This window comes from Zhihengliuella salsuginis, assembly GCF_014651715.1.
Lineage (GTDB): Bacteria > Actinomycetota > Actinomycetes > Actinomycetales > Micrococcaceae > Zhihengliuella > Zhihengliuella salsuginis.
The window spans coordinates 17862-33746 of the sequence record NZ_BMXK01000017.1 but is presented as its reverse complement, the minus strand read 5'-3'; the positions used below and the strand labels follow the sequence as shown (position 1 = coordinate 33746).

At 69.5% G+C, this 15885-nt stretch carries 15 protein-coding genes; 6 read left to right on the top strand and 9 right to left on the bottom strand.

The window, feature by feature from the left end; all coding sequences use genetic code 11:
• Positions 1 to 63 precede the first annotated feature (63 nt).
• The 7 genes from IE069_RS14910 to IE069_RS14880 all read right to left on the bottom strand — a co-directional run bounded on the left by IE069_RS14910 (position 64) and on the right by IE069_RS14880 (position 8512).
• Positions 64 to 1113, bottom strand: coding sequence for a Gfo/Idh/MocA family protein (locus IE069_RS14910; RefSeq protein ID WP_189351469.1), 1050 nt, complete (start codon positions 1111 to 1113; stop codon positions 64 to 66).
• 100 nt (positions 1114 to 1213) lie between these two features.
• Positions 1214 to 2233, bottom strand: coding sequence for a LacI family DNA-binding transcriptional regulator (locus IE069_RS14905; RefSeq protein WP_189351473.1), 1020 nt, complete (start codon positions 2231 to 2233; stop codon positions 1214 to 1216).
• Positions 2234 to 2273: 40 nt separating this feature from the next.
• Positions 2274 to 3719 (bottom strand): GH1 family beta-glucosidase, encoded by a 1446-nt coding sequence (locus IE069_RS14900; protein ID WP_189351468.1) that lies wholly within the window; start codon positions 3717 to 3719, stop codon positions 2274 to 2276.
• Positions 3719 to 4618, bottom strand: coding sequence for a carbohydrate ABC transporter permease (locus IE069_RS14895; RefSeq protein WP_189351467.1), 900 nt, complete (start codon positions 4616 to 4618; stop codon positions 3719 to 3721). The genes IE069_RS14900 and IE069_RS14895 overlap by 1 nt, the downstream gene beginning before the upstream one ends.
• A complete protein-coding gene (locus IE069_RS14890) occupies positions 4615 to 5751 on the bottom strand; it encodes a carbohydrate ABC transporter permease (RefSeq protein WP_189351466.1) in 1137 nt (378 codons plus the stop codon). The genes IE069_RS14895 and IE069_RS14890 overlap by 4 nt, the downstream gene beginning before the upstream one ends.
• Positions 5752 to 5814: 63 nt before the next feature.
• Complete coding sequence (locus IE069_RS14885) at positions 5815 to 7131, bottom strand: ABC transporter substrate-binding protein (protein ID WP_189351465.1); 1317 nt, start codon at positions 7129 to 7131, stop codon at positions 5815 to 5817.
• 214 nt (positions 7132 to 7345) lie between these two features.
• Positions 7346 to 8512 carry a lipid II:glycine glycyltransferase FemX gene (locus tag IE069_RS14880; RefSeq protein WP_229791198.1) on the bottom strand — a complete coding sequence of 389 codons (1167 nt, stop codon included), beginning with the start codon at positions 8510 to 8512 and terminating at the stop codon, positions 7346 to 7348.
• A gap of 161 nt (positions 8513 to 8673) precedes the next feature.
• On the opposite strand from IE069_RS14880, the gene IE069_RS14875 reads away from it, so the two are divergent.
• The 6 genes from IE069_RS14875 (at position 8674) to IE069_RS14850 (ending at position 14975) form a co-directional block, all read left to right on the top strand.
• Entirely contained in the window at positions 8674 to 10077 is a 1404-nt protein-coding gene (locus tag IE069_RS14875) for a DUF6421 family protein (RefSeq protein ID WP_189351463.1), read from the top strand.
• A complete protein-coding gene (locus tag IE069_RS14870) occupies positions 10074 to 10790 on the top strand; it encodes an SDR family NAD(P)-dependent oxidoreductase (RefSeq protein ID WP_189351462.1) in 717 nt (238 codons plus the stop codon). The genes IE069_RS14875 and IE069_RS14870 overlap by 4 nt, the downstream gene beginning before the upstream one ends.
• Positions 10787 to 11839, top strand: a complete 1053-nt coding sequence (locus IE069_RS14865) for a threonine aldolase family protein (RefSeq protein WP_189351461.1) — start codon at positions 10787 to 10789, stop codon at positions 11837 to 11839. The genes IE069_RS14870 and IE069_RS14865 overlap by 4 nt, the downstream gene beginning before the upstream one ends.
• A 143-nt stretch (positions 11840 to 11982) precedes the next feature.
• Complete coding sequence (locus IE069_RS14860) at positions 11983 to 12303, top strand: metal-sensitive transcriptional regulator (protein ID WP_189351460.1); 321 nt, start codon at positions 11983 to 11985, stop codon at positions 12301 to 12303.
• 24 nt (positions 12304 to 12327) lie between these two features.
• On the top strand, positions 12328 to 12555 hold the full coding sequence (locus IE069_RS14855; protein WP_189351459.1) for a heavy-metal-associated domain-containing protein: 228 nt from the start codon (positions 12328 to 12330) through the stop codon (positions 12553 to 12555).
• Positions 12556 to 12686: 131 nt separating this feature from the next.
• Positions 12687 to 14975, top strand: coding sequence for a heavy metal translocating P-type ATPase (locus IE069_RS14850; RefSeq protein ID WP_189351458.1), 2289 nt, complete (start codon positions 12687 to 12689; stop codon positions 14973 to 14975).
• A 29-nt stretch (positions 14976 to 15004) separates the two neighbouring features.
• Here the strand turns inward: IE069_RS14850 and IE069_RS14845 are convergent, their stop codons facing one another.
• Both IE069_RS14845 and IE069_RS14840 read right to left on the bottom strand, forming a co-directional pair.
• Positions 15005 to 15421 carry a hypothetical protein gene (locus IE069_RS14845; RefSeq protein WP_189351457.1) on the bottom strand — a complete coding sequence of 139 codons (417 nt, stop codon included), beginning with the start codon at positions 15419 to 15421 and terminating at the stop codon, positions 15005 to 15007.
• Positions 15414 to 15794, bottom strand: coding sequence for a hypothetical protein (locus tag IE069_RS14840; RefSeq protein ID WP_189351456.1), 381 nt, complete (start codon positions 15792 to 15794; stop codon positions 15414 to 15416). Before IE069_RS14840 ends, IE069_RS14845 begins: the two co-directional genes overlap by 8 nt.
• Between the last annotated feature and the right edge of the window lie 91 nt (positions 15795 to 15885).

The following is a 15885-nucleotide window of genomic DNA, read 5'->3' as shown; positions in this document are numbered from 1 at the left end:
TAATGTCCCAGCAGCAAAGTCCAGCAGACGCGCCTTAAACCCTGCGATTAGTTCAGCAGTCTCCTAGTCGGCGTCGCTGGCGTATCGAATCCCCATCTGCCGCCGCGCCTCATCGAGCAGTTCCATCATCCGAACGGACTCGGCCGGCGGCATGTACGGGCTGTCGGTCAGCCCCGATTGCAGGCACCGGGTCACCTCTCGCAGCTCGTAGCCGAAGCCGTTGCCGGGCACCTCGAAGCGCTCCGTCCGCGCCGGGCCGCCCTTGGCTTGAATCACGAGCTCGCGCGGGTTGAACAAGGGGCCCGCGGAGCGCAGCCATCCCTCGGTACCGGCAATGGTGGCCTCGCCCGGAGAGTCGGCGCCGATCGAGGTGAGCAGCTGCGCGCAGGCTCCGCTCGCGTAGGTCAGCGTGAGGGCGTTCTGCCGATCGATGCCTTCCGGCGTGAGGGCGCCCCTGGCCACGATGTCGCTGGGCTCGCCGAAGACGCCCAGCGCCCAGGTCAAGGGGTACACCGCGAGATCGAGGAGGGCGCCTCCACCGGCAGCGGGATCCTGAATCCTCGAGGCAGGGTCATCGGGTGCAACGAACCCCAGATCGGCCTGCAACCACTGAGCCGATCCGATCTCCCCGGAGCGCAGGATCTCGGCCGCGCGGCAGAAGCTCGGCAGGAAACGCGTCCAGACCGCCTCCATCAGGAACAGCCCCCGATCCCGCGCCAGATCTGCGAGCTCACCGGCCTGCCGCGCGTTCATTGCCAAAGGCTTCTCGCACAGAACGTGCTTGCCCGCCGTCAGGGCGGCCATCGCCACGGCGTGATGCTGTGCGTGCGGCGTAGCAATATAGACGACGTCGACGGCGGGATCGTCGAAGAGCCGCTCATACCCGGGCCGGTCCTCCGCGTCGGAGTACACCTCCGCGAATCCGAAACGCCGGGCGAAGGCCCGCGCGGACGCCTCGGTACGGGAGCTCACGGCCTGGAGGATCGCGTCGTCGAGCAGTGCAAGGTCCGCTACGACGCGCGCGGCGATCGTTCCCGTGGCGACGACGCCCCACCTCAGCGGGCGCCCCGTGGCCGTCGCGGGGTCCTGGGTACTGACGGGGGCTGGAAGCATTCTGCGGTCCTCTCCAAGGAAGGGTCGGGGATGCGGTGGGCGCGCGACATCAGAACACACGGCCCGGTAGCGGTGTGATGTGGGAGCAGAGCGGCCGGCGCTACGTGGAGTCGCGGACCACCAGCGTGGTGGGCAGCCTCGTGACGCGTTCGGCCGGCCTGCCCTCGATGAGATTGACGAGGGTTTCAGCCATCTTCTTGCCCAGCTCGGTGATCGGGTGGTGCACGGTCGTCAACGGCGGTGTCACGGAGGTTGCGAAGGAATCGTCGTCGAAGCCGACGACGGCGATGTCCTGGGGAATCCGCAGACCCCGACCCTGGATCGCCGTGTAGGCGCCGGCCGCCATCTGGTCGTTGGCCGCGAAGACGGCATCGATCGGAACATTCCGGTCCAGAAGGCGCTGCATGGCCTGCGCGCCGGACGCCAGGGTGAAGTCCCCGAACTCGACCAGCCCGTCCGGCAGTCCGGCCTCACGCACTGCTGTCCGCCAGCCGGCCAACCGGTCGATACCGGGAGGCATGTCCTGCGGACCGGCGATCGTCGCCAGGTGCTGGCGACCGCTGGAGACGAGCCGCCGGGTGGCGTTGCAGGCCGCCTCTTCGTTGTCGACTTCGACGAAGTAGCTCTCGTTGCCGCCCACGAAGGGCCGGCCGGCGAACACCATGGGCAGCGATCCCGAGAGGTGCGTCCACGAGTGGTCCCCGCTGTGGTGGGAGACCACCAGCACGCCGTCCACATTGCCGCCGAGCAGGAAGCTGCGCGTCTTCTCCGGCTTCGATTCAGAGGAGATCACCATGTTGAGCGTGTAGTCGGTATCAGCGAGGTGCAGGGCGATGCCCTGCACGATCGTGGCGAAGAACGGGTCCGCGAAGACCTTCGACGTCGCTTCCGGGACGATCAACGTGACCGCGTTGGCCCGGCGCTTGGCCAGGGAGCGCGCGGCCCGGTTGGGCGTGTAGTCGAGCGCCTGGATCGCCTTCCTCACCGCCTGCGCCAGCTCGGAATCGACTTTCGGGGAACCGTTGACGACGCGGGACACAGTCGCCCGCGAGACCCCGGCCAAGGCTGCCACCATCTCCAGGGTGGGAGCCGGCCGGGGCCCGTCCGCGTCCTGCGTCATCGTCATCCCCGGAGCCTCGAAAACATGGCTCAAGCCTACGTCACGGGCTGGGTGCGGGCGCGGCCGCGGCGATCACCCGTGCGTACGCCAGCCCGCTGTCCTTCACCGTGCGCTCGAACGACTCGTAGTCCACCCGCACGATGCCGAAACGCTTCCCGTAGCCCCACGACCACTCGAAATTGTCGAGCAGCGACCAGACGAAGTACCCCCGCACATCCGCGCCCTGGTCGATGGCCTCGCCGACGGCGGCGATGTGATCGAGGATGTACGCGGTGCGCTCGACGTCGTGCACCGCACCGTCGCTGCTGACGACGTCGTCGTACGCCGCGCCGTTCTCCGTGACGTACAGCGGCGGCAGCGACGGGTACTCCCCGCCCAGGCGCACCAGGAGCTTGCGCAGGCCGTCCGGGTTGACCTCCCAGTCCATCGCGGTCCGCGGCAGGCCGCGGCTCGGGAAGGCGAGGTCCTCGGACCCGATCCAGCACGACGACGTCGGGCGCGTTGCTCCGCCGGAATGGCCGTCCCCGCCCTCGTTGTCCGGGTGCCCGCTGATGAGGTCGTCGTGGTAGTGGTTGACGCCCAGGAACTCGAGCGGGGCGCCGATGATCTCCAGGTCGCCGGGCTGGATGACATCGCGGATGCCGAACTGCTCGAGGTCGGCCAGCGTGTCCTCCGGGTACGCGCCGCGGAGGATCGGGTCCAGGAAGATCCGGTTCTGCAGCGAGTCGAAGCGGCGCGCGGCGTCGACGTCCACCGGGTCGGAGGGATCTCGCGGGATGGAGTTGCTGAGGTTGAGGGTGATCCCCAGCTGCTGCGCGCCGCGGCCGCGCAGTTCGTTGACGGCCATACCGTGCGCAAGATGCTGGTGGTGGATCGCGGCGACGGCGGCACTGGGATCCTGGCGGCCCGGAGCGTGCACGCCGGCCGCGTAGCCGAGGAGCGAGGAGCAGAACGGCTCGTTGAACGTGGTCCAGTGCTGCACTCGGTCCCCGAGCGCCGAGTACACGTCGGCGGCGTACTCGACGAAGCGGTAGGCGGTGTCGCGGTCAGCCCACCCGCCCTTCTCCTCGAGGGCCTGGGGCAGGTCCCAGTGGTAGAGGGTCAGCCACGGCAGGATTCCGGCCTCGAGCAGTTCGTCCACGAGGCGCGAGTAGAAGTCGAAGCCTTCGGCGTTCGGCCCGCGGTCGCCCGGGCGCACGCGCGCCCAGCTGGTGGAGAACCGGTAGGAGCCCAGCCCGAGCTCCTTCATGATGGCGACGTCCTCCGGCATGCGCCGGTAGTGCTGCACGGCGTCCTTCAGGGTCTCGCCGTTGGCGATGGCGCCGGGGACCCGGGCGAAGGCATCCCAGACGGAGTCCTCCTTGCCGCCCTCGTGGCTGGCGCCTTCGACCTGCGCCGCCGCGGTGGCCGAGCCCCAGAGGAAGCCCTCGGGCCACGACCTGGCGGCGGGCGCGTTCACTGGTTGGGATGTTGCGTCGAGTGGCATTAGCCCTTCACTGCTCCTTGCATGATTCCGGAAATAAGTTGACGGCCGGCGACGATGAAGAGCGCCAGCAGGGGGAGGGTGGCCATGACGGCGCCGGCGAGGACGATCGAGTAGTCCACGTAGCGGGCCGCCTGCAGCTGGCTGAGCGCCGTCTGCAGGGTGGGGTTGGTCGCGTCGAGCACCAGCAGCGGCCACAGGAAGTCCGTCCACGCGGTCATGAACGTGAACAGGCCGAGGATCGCCATGGCCGGCCGGGCCGCGGGAAGCGCGACGTGCCAGAAGGTGGAGATCATCGACGCCCCGTCCACCCGGGCCGCTTCGATGAGCTCGTCGGGGATGACGTCCACGAGGTACTGGCGCATGAAGAAGACACCGAACGCCGTGACGAGGGTGGGGATCACCACGGCTCCGATCTCGCCCGTCCACCCGAGCGTGCGCATCAGCATGAAGAGCGGGATGACGCCGAGCTGCGTGGGGATGGCCATGGTGGCGATCACGGCGACCATCAGCCCGTTCCGCCCCTTGAAGCGGAGCTTGGCGAACGAGTAGCCGGCCAGGGTCGAGAAGGTGACCACCGAGACGGTGATGATGCCCGAGATCAGCACGCTGTTGCCCAGCGCCAGCCAGAACGGGATGGTGTCGAACACCTCGCCGACGTTCGTCCAGAAGTTGCCGCCAGGCAGGAGCGGAGGCCAGGTCAGGCCGAGGGCCTCGTTGGAGCGGCTGCCGATGACCGCCGACCACCAGAGCGGGTAGGCCGAGGCCAGGAAGAAGGCGCACAGCAGCCCGTAGGTCAGGAATCCAGGCCGGCGCCCGTTCCCCAGCATGCCGCGTTTGAACGTGCGGCCGCGGGCGCCCGGCGTGCGGGCCTGTTGCGGCCTGGTGTCGATGGCGGTCATGTCCCCCTCCTCGGGGTGGTCCCTGCTGGTCTTCCCGCCGTTTCGACGGGTGGCTCCGGTGGCTGGTCGGCTGCGGGTGCCGGGGGCTGCGGGCCCACGGCGGGCAGGACGACGGCGGGAGTCGCGGAGCGCTTGCGCCGTCGTCTCCGTGCCGGCCCGCCCCCGTTGCGGGAGTCGCCGGAGGTGGCGATGCGCCGGGAGATGAGCCAGTTCAGGATGCCGAACAGAATAATGATGATGAACAGCAGCCAGGCGATCGTCGCCGCCTTGCCGAAGTTCTGGCGCTGGAAGGCCATCTCCCAGAGGTACAGCACGGTGGTCTGGAACTGCCGGGCTGTGCCGCCGGCCGTCCTCGGGTCGAAGAGCTTCGGTTCGGTGAAGATCTGCAGGCCGCCGATGGTGGCGGTGATGACCACGAAGATCATCGTCGGCCTGATGCTCGGCAGGGTGATGCTGAAGAAGCGTCGCAGCGGGCGCGCGCCGTCGATCGCTGCGGCCTCGTAGACGTCGCGGGGCACGGCCTGCATCGCCGCGAGCAGGATCAGAGCGTTGTACCCGGTCCAGCGCCAGTTCACCATCGTGGCGATGGCGATATGGCTGGGCAGCGTCTCGTTCATCCAGAGAACCGGGTCGATCCCGACGGCGCCCAGGATGTTGTTGATGAGCCCGTACTGCTCGCCGAACATGTTCGCGAAGATCATGGCCACGGCGACCGGGGTGACGATGTAGGGCAGCAGGATGCTCATGCGCCAGAACGTCCTGGCCCGCAGGTTCTGATCCAGCACGGCCGCGATGGTGATCGCGACGACGAGCTGCGGGATGGTGGAGAGCAGGAAGATGCTCATCGTGTTGAACAGGGAGTTCCAGAAGAAACGGTCCTGGAGCACCTCCCGGAAGTTCTGCAGGCCGACGAACTCGCCCTGGCCCTTGAGGAGGTGCCAGTCGAACAGCGAGACGACGAACGTGTAGCCGAGGGGGAAGAGTCCCACCAGGGCGAACAGGATGAAGAACGGCGCGATGTAGAGGTAGGGCGAGGCCTTCACGTCGAAGACGTTCAGGCGCTGGCGGAAAGTGGGCCGGGGTTTCGTGATGGCGGCGCTGCTGGCGGCCGGGCGATCCAAGGTGGTGGTCATGACGAATCTCGAACTCCATGAGGGGGCCTCCGGGCGAACCGGAGGCCCCGCGGCGGGGTGCTGCTAGTTGTTGACCACGAGGTCGTTGAGAAGGGTGACGGCTTCGTCCCACGCCTCGTCGGCGGTTCCCGTCCCGTTGTCGAGCATCTTCAGCGCGGGCGCGAAGACGTTCTCCTGGATCACCGAGTCGTCCGGGCCCTTGAACTGTGCGATCACTCCTTCGGCACGCGAGGCGAAGATCTCTCCGTAGGGCGCGTCGTTGAACAGTTCATTCGGCTTCGCCGTCTCGACGATCTCCGCCTGGGCTTCCAGGGTGCTCGGGAAGTTGTTCGCCGCGGCCGACTGCTTGACCTGCTGCTCCGGCGCCGTCAGCCATGCCGCGAGTGCAGCCGCCTCGGCCGGGCGCTCGGACGTCGCAGGCACCGAGAGGAAAGCCCCGCCCCAGTTGGAGGCGCCGCCGGGGAAGACGTCGGCGACGTCCCAGCCGGTCTCGGGGCCGCCGCCGGCGGACTCGAGCTGCTCCTGGATGGTTCCGAGCATCCAGGCGGGGCAGACGTGCACGGCGAAGGATCCGTCCACGAACGCCTTGCCGTTGCCCCAGTCGAACTGCTTCTGGTTCGCCGACAGCCCGTCGGCCGTTCCTGCAGCCAGGAGGTCGAACTGGGCGCGCATCTTCTCGTTGCCCTCGATGTTCAGCTCGCCGTCGGCCGTGTAGTACCCCTCGTCCATCTGGTTGACCATGGAGTTCCAGACGAAGCTCGACTGGTCGTACCAGGCTTTGCCGGTGGCTTCGTTGTACTGCCTGCCCAGATCGAAGTAGGTCTCCCAGGTGGCGTCGTCTCCACCGAACAGCTCGGCGACTTCCTCGCGGTCGGTGGGCAGCCCCGCGGCCTCGAAGAGGTCTCCGTTGAAGCAGAGCGCCTGCGGGCCGATGTCGGTGCCGTACCCGATGACACGGCCCTCGGGATCGGTGCCCTGTTCGAACTTCCAGTCCACCCAGTTGTCCTTGATGTCCGCCGCGCCGTGCTCGTTGAGGTCCACGAACTGGTCGGACACCTCCATGATCGAGCCGAGCCAGCCCTCCTCGACGGCGACGACGTCGCTCAGACCCGATCCGGCAGCGAGTTTCGTGAACGCGTCCGTCCGGGCGTTGGCGCTGCCGTCGACGTTGTTCGCTTCGATGGTCACGCCGGGGTTCTGCTCCTCGTACTCCGCGTAGAGGTCGTCGTAGCCGAACTGGCCGAAGGTGGTGACCGTCAGGGTGATGGGGTTGTCGGCGCCTGCCGGCTCGGCATTGGCGCCGCCGCAGCCGGAGGCCACTACGGCCAGGGATGCGGCGCCGGCGAGAGCAGTGATCTTCTTGAGTCGCGAGATTTTCACGATCGCTCCTTAGGTTTTGGGAGCGACTCGTGCCGATGGCGAGAGAGCGCTCTCTGAGATGTGCCATCACTGTATGTGGGCAGGATCACAGTGTCAAGAGAGCGCTCTCTCGCTGCCGGAGCTCATGCCCCGGGCAGGAAACGGCACATGACGGCGCACCGAGGACAGGCGGCCTCAAAGCTCCAAGTCACCCGCAGCAGCCGGCGGCTGGGCGCTACTTCTTCTCGCGCGCCTTCATGTACAGCTCGAAGGCCTTCGCGAGCGGCTTGTTCAGCGGGTAGTCCCATTCGCCGAGGGTCTGCACGACGTCGCAGCCGAGCGTGGTCTTGAACAGCGTCAGCCCGGCCAGGTGGTGGTCGCGGCTGAGCGTCGGCGAGACGCCGCCGTGGTCCAGGTACGCGCAGCCGGCCGCAAGCGAGTCCGCGATCATCCGGTGGATCAGCGCCTTCGGCGCGAAGAGCTTGCGCTCCTGAGACGACGACGCCCCGTAGACGTACCAGGACCCCTCGCCGGACTGGACGCGGATCGCCGCCGCCAGGTCGCGGCCCTCGTGCACCGCGAAGTAGAGCGTGCACGTGCCCGGCGCGTGCGCGTTCAGCTCGTTGTACATGGTGGTGAAGTACGACGCCGGCCGGCCGGTGAAGCCGTCGCGCTCGGCGGTCTCCCGGTACAGGGCGTGGAAGCGCTCGACGTCGCCCACCCCGCCCACCTGCACCTCGAGCGGCCCGGAGGCCGCCTTGCGCGTCTCGCGGCGCGCGTTCTGGTTCATCCCGGCGAGGACGCCGTCGACGTCGAGCGCCTCCCCCGCGAGGGTCCGCAGCGGGATGCGGGCCTGGAACTCGGGCTGCCCGGCCGAGAAGTCCTCGCTGACCTCGGGCTTCGTCCATCCGGCGGCCTTCAGCTCGGCGGCCGTGAACACCATCTGCTCGTCGGCGTAGACCGCGTCCAGCCCGGTCATCAGCTCGGGCGCCGGGGCGTCGCCCTCCTTCTTCTTGCCGGAGAGAGCCTTGCGGACGTCGGCCGCGCGCCACTCGGCGCGCACCCCCGGGACGCCCATGCGGACGAGGAACGCGCCCCCGTGCTTGAGGTGGGCCAGCAGCGGGCGCGTGACGTCCGCCGTCGTGTGCACGGAGAAGTCCACCACCGGGCCCTCGGGGATGTAGGCGAGCGTGCGGCCCAGCACGGGCAGCGGGCGGTGCAGCACCTGGGCCGATCCGACGAGCGCGCCGGCGGCGAAGAAGCCGACGTACTCGGGCCGCCACTCCCGCTTCACGCGGGCCCAGGCGGGCAGCTGCAGGAAGCTGGCGCCGGGGCGGGTTCCGAGGTGTTCGCGGTGTTCGTCGGCGGTGATGCGGCGGACCGAAAGCTGGGTATCTGGCACGAAATTCAGCATAACGTGAGCGGCTGAGCCGGCGCGGGAGCCCGGCCGCGACCTCTAGCCGAAGTGCGCTCAAGTTGCTACGCTAGTGTAATAAGCTGCACTATTGAGGTGATGCAGACCACCGAGGGCCGCGCGCCCGAGAGCACCGACTGGAGGGGACGATGACGTTGACCGCCACGCACACCACCCTGACCACCGGCCGTACCCCGGCCGACGACCTGCCGAACCTGCCCGCCTGGAAGGCCCTGAAGGCCGCGGCGACCGCGCTCCAGGACGTCCAGATCAAGGACGGGTCCATCCCGGAGCCGGGCGACCACGCCGGCGCGAAGGCCCACGTCGAGACCATCCTGGCCTCGGTCGAGGAGCTGGCCGGGCACCTGCCGCACGACGCCGAGTACCTCGCCCTGGTGCAGCAGGACCTGCGCCGCTGGGCCGACGGCGGGTTCGAGGTGCCGGACTTCCTCGACTCGCTCGTCGCCTTCCACCCGGAGGCCGAGCGTGTCGACGGGCTGCCGCACCTGGTCCTCTTCCCGATGTACACCCAGAACGGCAGCACCAACCGCTTCGTCGAAGCCGTCCTGGTGGAGGTCATCTGGCCCGAGTTCATCGCCGATCTGGAGGCGGGCGACTACTCGAACAAGCTGTTCGTGCCGATCCGCTTCCTGGACTTCACTCCCGGCTACGACACCAACTCCGCGGTCCTCTTCCCGGAGAGCGTGGCCGTGCGCAGCACCCCGGCCTTCACGTGGGGCGGCATCTTCGCCGACCGCGAGGCCGCCCGCTTCCGCCGGGTTCTGAAGGCCGCCGCGGAGATCACCTCGCTCGAGCTGCCCGCCGGCGCCGCGGAGCTCGCCGAGGACCAGCACCTGGCGGAGAAGACGTTCGTCATGTGGGACCTCATCCACGACCGCACCCACATGCGCGGGGACCTGCCGTTCGACCCGTTCATGATCAAGCAGCGCATGCCGTACTTCCTGTACTCGCTCGAGGAGCTGCGCTGCGACCTGACCGCGTTCCGCGAATCCGTGCGGATCGAGCGGGACGAGTCGCGCGACGAGGCCACGCGCCGGCACGCGAAGCTGGTGCAGTACGCGGTGATCTTCGACCGCATCTTCCGTTTCGCCGTGACCGGCAACCGCGTCCGCAACTACGACGGCCTCGGCGGCCAGCTGCTGTTCGCGTGGATGCACCAGCACCACGTCCTGCACTGGACCGACGGCAAGATGACGATCGACTGGGACGAGGTGACCGGCGTCGTCGTGGAACTCGGCGTGAAGATCGAGGAGCTCTACTGGCGCTCGATCGACCGCCCCAAGCCGGCCCACTGGCTCGCCGCGTACGAGCTCGTCTCCGAGACGCTGACCCCGAACCCCGCCTCCGTGTGGGCCAAGGGCCCGGACGCGCTGCCGCTCGACGGGCCGCCGCGCGGGCTGACCGACCAGGTCCTCGACGACGAGTTCCCGCTCTCCATGTTCTACGAGGCGCTGGAGAAGAAGATCCGCGGCGTCATCGAGTCGACCTCCGGCATCACGGGCGCCACGCCGGACGCGCGGGAGTCGGCATGAGCCGCGCGGTGGTCGTCGCGGGCGCGACCAGCGCCGCCGGAATCGCCGTCTGCACCGCGCTGGCGCGGGCGGGAATGCGCGTCGCCGCCGTGGGCAGCGACGCCGGGCGGATCGCCCGGGTGGCCGGGGTCCACGCGGACGTCACGGGGTACGCGTGCGACCTGACGGATCCGGCCGCCGTGGCCGCCCTGGCGGAGGACGTGCACCGCGACCTCGGCCCGGCCGACGGCCTCATCCACCTGGTCGGCGGCTGGCGCGGCGGCAAGACGCTCGCGGACCAGACCGACGAGGACTGGGACTTCCTGCACTCGCGCGTCATGACCACCCTGCGCAACACCACCCGCGCGTTCAACGACGACGTCGCCGCCTCCGACGCCGGCCGCGTCGCGATCGTCTCCGCCGAGTCCGCATCCGCGCCCACCGCGGGCGGGGCCAACTACGCGGCCGTCAAGGCCGCCGCCGAGACCTGGACCCGCGCGATCGCGCAGGGGTACGACGGCGGCCGCGCCGCCGCCGTCGTACTGGTGGTCAAGGCGCTGGTCGACGCCGCGATGCGGGCTGACCGGCCGGACCGGAAGTTCCCCGGCTTCACCGACGTCGAGGTCCTCGGCGAGGCTGCCGTGCAGTTGTTTGCACTCGACGCCGCCGAGATCAACGGCCGCCACCTGCGCCTCGCCGCGGGATCCGATACCGAGACGGGGGTCTTCGCATGACCGCCACAAGCACCGAAGTGATCGCCGCCGCGCGCGGTTTCGCCTCCGACAACTACGCCGGCGCCCACCCGGAAGTCGTCGCGGCCGTGGCGGCGGCCAACGCCGGGCACGTCACCGCCTACGGCGAGGACCCATACACAGCACGGCTGCAGGAGGTCGTCGCCGGGCACTTCGGCGCGGGCGCCACCGCGTTCCCCGTGTTCAACGGCACCGGCGCGAACGTCCTCTCGCTGCAGTCGCTGCTGCCGCGCTGGGGCGCCGTCGTCTGCGCCGAGACGGCGCACATCAACGTGGACGAGAACGGCGCCCCGGAGCGGGTCGGCGGCATCAAGCTGCTGACCGTCCCGACGCCGGACGGCAAGCTGACCCCCGAGCTCATCGACCGTGAGGCGTGGGGGTGGGGCGACGAGCACCGCGCCCAGCCGCTCGCCGTCTCCATCACGCAGACCACCGAGCTCGGCACGTGCTACACGCCGGAGGAGGTGCGCGCCATCGCCGACCACGTGCACGCACGCGGCATGCGCCTGCACCTGGACGGGGCGCGGCTCTCCAACGCGGCGGCCCACCTGGGCGTGCCGCTGCGCGCGTTCACGACGGACGCCGGCGTCGACGTCGTGAGCCTCGGCGGGACCAAGAACGGGCTGCTGCTCGGCGAGGCCGTGGTCTGGCTCGGGGACGACGACTCCGGGCTGAAGTACCTGCGCAAGATGAACATGCAACTGGCCTCGAAGATGCGCTTCCTCTCGGCGCAGCTGATCGCGCTCTACGAGGGCGACCTGTGGCTGCGCTCGGCGGCGCACGCCAACGCGATGGCGCAGCGCCTGCGCGCCGGCGTCGAGACGATCGGGGGCGTGCGGCTCACGCAGCAGACACAGGCCAACGGCGTCTTCGCGATCCTGCCGGACGGGGCGGCGGACCGCGTGCGCGAGTCCTTCCGCTTCTACGACTGGGACCCGGCCACGGGGGAGGTCCGCTGGATGTGCTCGTGGGACACCACCGAGGAGGACATCGACGGCCTGGTCGCCGCGGTCGAGGCGGCCGTGGCCTGAACGCCGGCCCCAGAGGCTGCAACACCGGAGCGGTCCGCGACATCGAGTCGCGGGCCGCTCTTGTTGCATCCGCGCACACGTCACCCAAAAATACCCCTAGGGGGTACTTGACGAACATACCCTCCAGGGGTATTGTCGGGGTTATGGAGACGCGCACCGACAAGACCCACCCGCACGGATACTCGGCCGACAAGGACGCGCTGCTCAAGCGTCTGCGCCGGATCGAAGGGCAGGTGCGCGGCATCGCCCGCATGGTCGAGGAGGACACGTACTGCATCGACGTCCTCACGCAGGTGTCCGCGATCAACGCGGCCATGCACAAGGTCTCCCTGAATCTCGTCGAGGACCACATCGGCCACTGCGTCGTCGGCGCCGCCGAGCAGTCGCAGGCCACCGGCGATCCGAGCATCGTCGAAGACAAGGTCAAAGAAGCGTCGGCGGCCATCAGCCGCCTGCTGCGCTAGCCACCACACCCAGGAGGAATCACCATGAGCAACACCCTGACCGTCAGCATCTCCGGCATGACCTGCGGCCACTGCGTCGCCTCCGTCACCGAGGAGATCGAGTCCATCGCGGGCGTCGACTCCGTGGACGTCGCCCTCAACGCCGGCGGCACCTCCACCGCCACGATCACCTCCGTCCGCGATCTCGACGAAGCCGAAGTCAGCGAGGCCGTCGCCGAGGCCGGATACACCCTCGTCAGCAACAACGCCTGACCCGCGCGGGCTGAACAGCCCGTTTTCACCATCAGCCCGTCCGCCATGGCAACCGAAACCAGTTGCCTTCGCCCTCCCGTGCGCCCTCGAACGGGCTGAATTCGGGTTGCTCAGCACCCAAGGAGCCTCTGATGAGCACGCACCACAGCCACCATCCGCCGGCCGAGGCCGCGCCTGAAGCGAACCGCACCGTCGACCTGAGCGTCGAGGGCATGACCTGCGCCTCGTGCGTCGGCCGCGTCGAGCGGAAGCTCGGGAAACTCGACGGCGTCGAGGCGAGCGTGAACCTGCCCCTCGAGTCCGCCAGCGTGCAGGTCCCGTCCCACGTCAGCGACGAGGACCTGGTCAAGGCCGTCGAATCGGCCGGCTACCGCGCCAGCGTCAAGCAGCCGGAGCACGCGGGGCACTCCGGGCACCAGCACGACGACGTCCCCGCCGACGTGCTCCGGCCGCGGCTGATCCTGGCCGCGATCCTGACGGTCCCGCTGTTCGTGATCTCGATGGTCCCGGCGGCGCAGTTCCCGCACTGGGGCTGGGTCGCGCTCGCCCTCGCCGCGCCGGTGACCTTCTACTCCGGCTGGCCCTTCCACCGGGCCGCGGCGGTCAACGCGCGCCACGGCGCCTCCACCATGGACACCCTGGTCTCCATCGGCGTGCTCGCCGCTTTCCTGTTCTCCGCGTGGCAGCTGATCGCCGATCCGGACCTCACCGCCCACGCCGGCGCGGACATGGCCTCGATGGCCGACCACCAGCTCTACTTCGAGACGGCCGGCGTCGTCACCACCTTCCTGCTGCTCGGCCGGTGGCTCGAGGCCCGCGCCAAAGCCCGTGCCGGCGACGCCCTGAAGTCGCTGCTGAGCCTGGGCGCCAAGGACGCGATCGTCCTCCGGGACGGCGCCGAGCAACGCGTTCCGGCCGGATCCCTCTCCCCCGGCGACGTCATCGTGGTCCGCCCGGGCGAGAAGATCGCCACGGACGGGGTCGTCACCGAGGGCGCGTCCGCCGTCGACACCTCGGTGATCACCGGCGAGTCCGTCCCGGTCGAGGTCTCCCCGGGCGACGACGTCACCGGCGCGACCATCAACACGTCCGGCCGCCTGCTCATCAAGGCCACCCGCGTCGGCAGCGACACCACGCTCGCGCAGATGGGCCGGCTGGTCTCGCAGGCGCAGACCGCCAAGGCGCCGATCGCGCGCCTGGCCGACCGCATCTCCTCGGTCTTCGTGCCGATCGTCCTGGTCATCGCGGTCATCACGTTCGTGCTGTGGATGGTCTTCACGGGTGACCTGCAGTCGGCCTTCAAGGCCGCGGTCACCGTCCTGGTGATCGCCTGCCCGTGCGCGCTCGGCCTGGCCACCCCGGTCGGCCTGCTCGCCGGCACGGGCCGCGGCGCCCAGCTGGGCCTGCTGATCCGCGGGCCGCAGGTGCTCGAGGACACCCGCCGCATCGACACCGTGGTGCTCGACAAGACCGGCACGGTCACCGCCGGCGAGCTGCAGGTGACGGCCCTCGAGCCGTTCGGCGACCTCGCCGACGACCAGCTGCACGGCCTCGCGGCAGCCGTCGAGGCCGGCTCCGAGCACCCGATCGCCACCGCAATCGTCGCCTCCGCCCCGTCAGTGCCGGAGGCCGCGTTCACCGCGTCGAACTTCGCCTCCGCCGCGGGTGGCGGCGTCAGCGCCGACGTCGTTCTGCCTGGCTCCGGTGAACCGTCACGGGTCTACGTGGGGCAGGAGCGGTGGCTCGCCGAGGAGGGCATCAAGCTCTCGGCCGCCGAGCGCGACCGCCTGGCGGCGGCCCAAGCGCAGGGTGCGACGGCGGTGCTCGCCGGGGTCGTCGACGCGGCGGGGCCGCGCGTGGTCGGCATCATGTCCCTGCAGGACACGGTGAAGCCGGGGTCGGCGGCGGCGATCAAGCGGCTGCGGGAGATCGGGCTGCGCCCGGTCCTGCTCACCGGCGACAACGAGCAGGTGGCCGCGCAGGTCGCCGCCGAGGTCGGGATCGCGCCCGAGGACGTGTTCGCGTCCGTCCTGCCCGAGGGCAAGGTGGACGCGGTGAAGCGGCTGCAGGGCGAGGGCCGGCAGGTGGCGATGGTGGGCGACGGCGTGAACGACGCGCCCGCGCTGGCGACCGCCGACCTGGGCATCGCCATGGGCTCAGGCACGGACGTGGCGATCGAGGCCGCGGACATCACGGTCATGGGCAGCGAGCTGGGCCAGGTCGTGACGTCGATCGAGCTCTCCCGCAAGACGCTGTCGATCATCAAGACCAACCTGTTCTGGGCGTTTGCCTACAACACGCTCGGCATCCCGGTCGCGGCCCTCGGCCTGCTGAACCCGATGCTCGCGGGTGCGGCGATGGCGGCCAGCTCGGTGCTGGTGGTCGCGAACTCGCTGCGGCTGCTGCGCTTCGGGCGGTAGGCAGGATCCTCGGCTGGCGGGACCGCGGCCTACCGCACCAGGTGGCGGCGCCAGAGGATCCACCCGGGGAACAGCGCCCAGGCACCCAGGAACGCCGCCACCACGGCGTGCCCGAACACCATCATGACCGGGACTTCCGCCGGGGTCGCGTAGGCGGTCACGACAACTCCGGCGCACGCGGCGGCCACGACTGTCGCCGCGGTGCGCCAGTACGGTAGGCGCGCGTGTCGGATCCGCCCGTAGGTGACGAAGTAGATCGCGGCCACGGCGACCGAATACAGAGCCCACGCCCAGAGTTGGGCGGCCGGCGACCAGAAGGTCCCTTGCTCCGGGAGCGCGATGAGCACGGCCACGCTGGTGCACGCGAGTGAAAAGGCGAAGCACGCCTTCACCGTCACCGAAGGGACGTTCAGAGCCGGGGCCGCGGGGGCGGACACCTCAGTCATCCCGGTCCCAGCCGACTGCGGTATAGCGCGGGGCGATGGTCATGCCAAGAAACATGATGACCAGCACCCCGTATAGCTCCCAGGCCCCGGCCTCGGCCAGCAGTGCGGCCGACACGGCCGCCGCTACCGACGCCGCGAGCCCGGCGACGCCGCACCAGCGCATCGTCGTCGCTTCGGGCTGCAAGAAGCGCGTCATCAGCGGGGTAGCGGCACCGGCGAGAACCATCCAGAGGCTCACAAACACAACAGTGGCCGGGCCGGCGGCATGGATGAGATTCCATGCGCCGAACCCGGCCGTGAAGAGCATGAGCAACGCCATGGCGACAGGCCGTCGAGCATGCCGACGGCGCTCGACCTGATGGATCGAACTCACGATCTTCACCTTCCGCAAGAGTTTCCCGTTCCCACAAGCCAGAATAACTGCTGAACCCTTGAAGGTACAGAGTGTCCCTGAGCTCGTTATT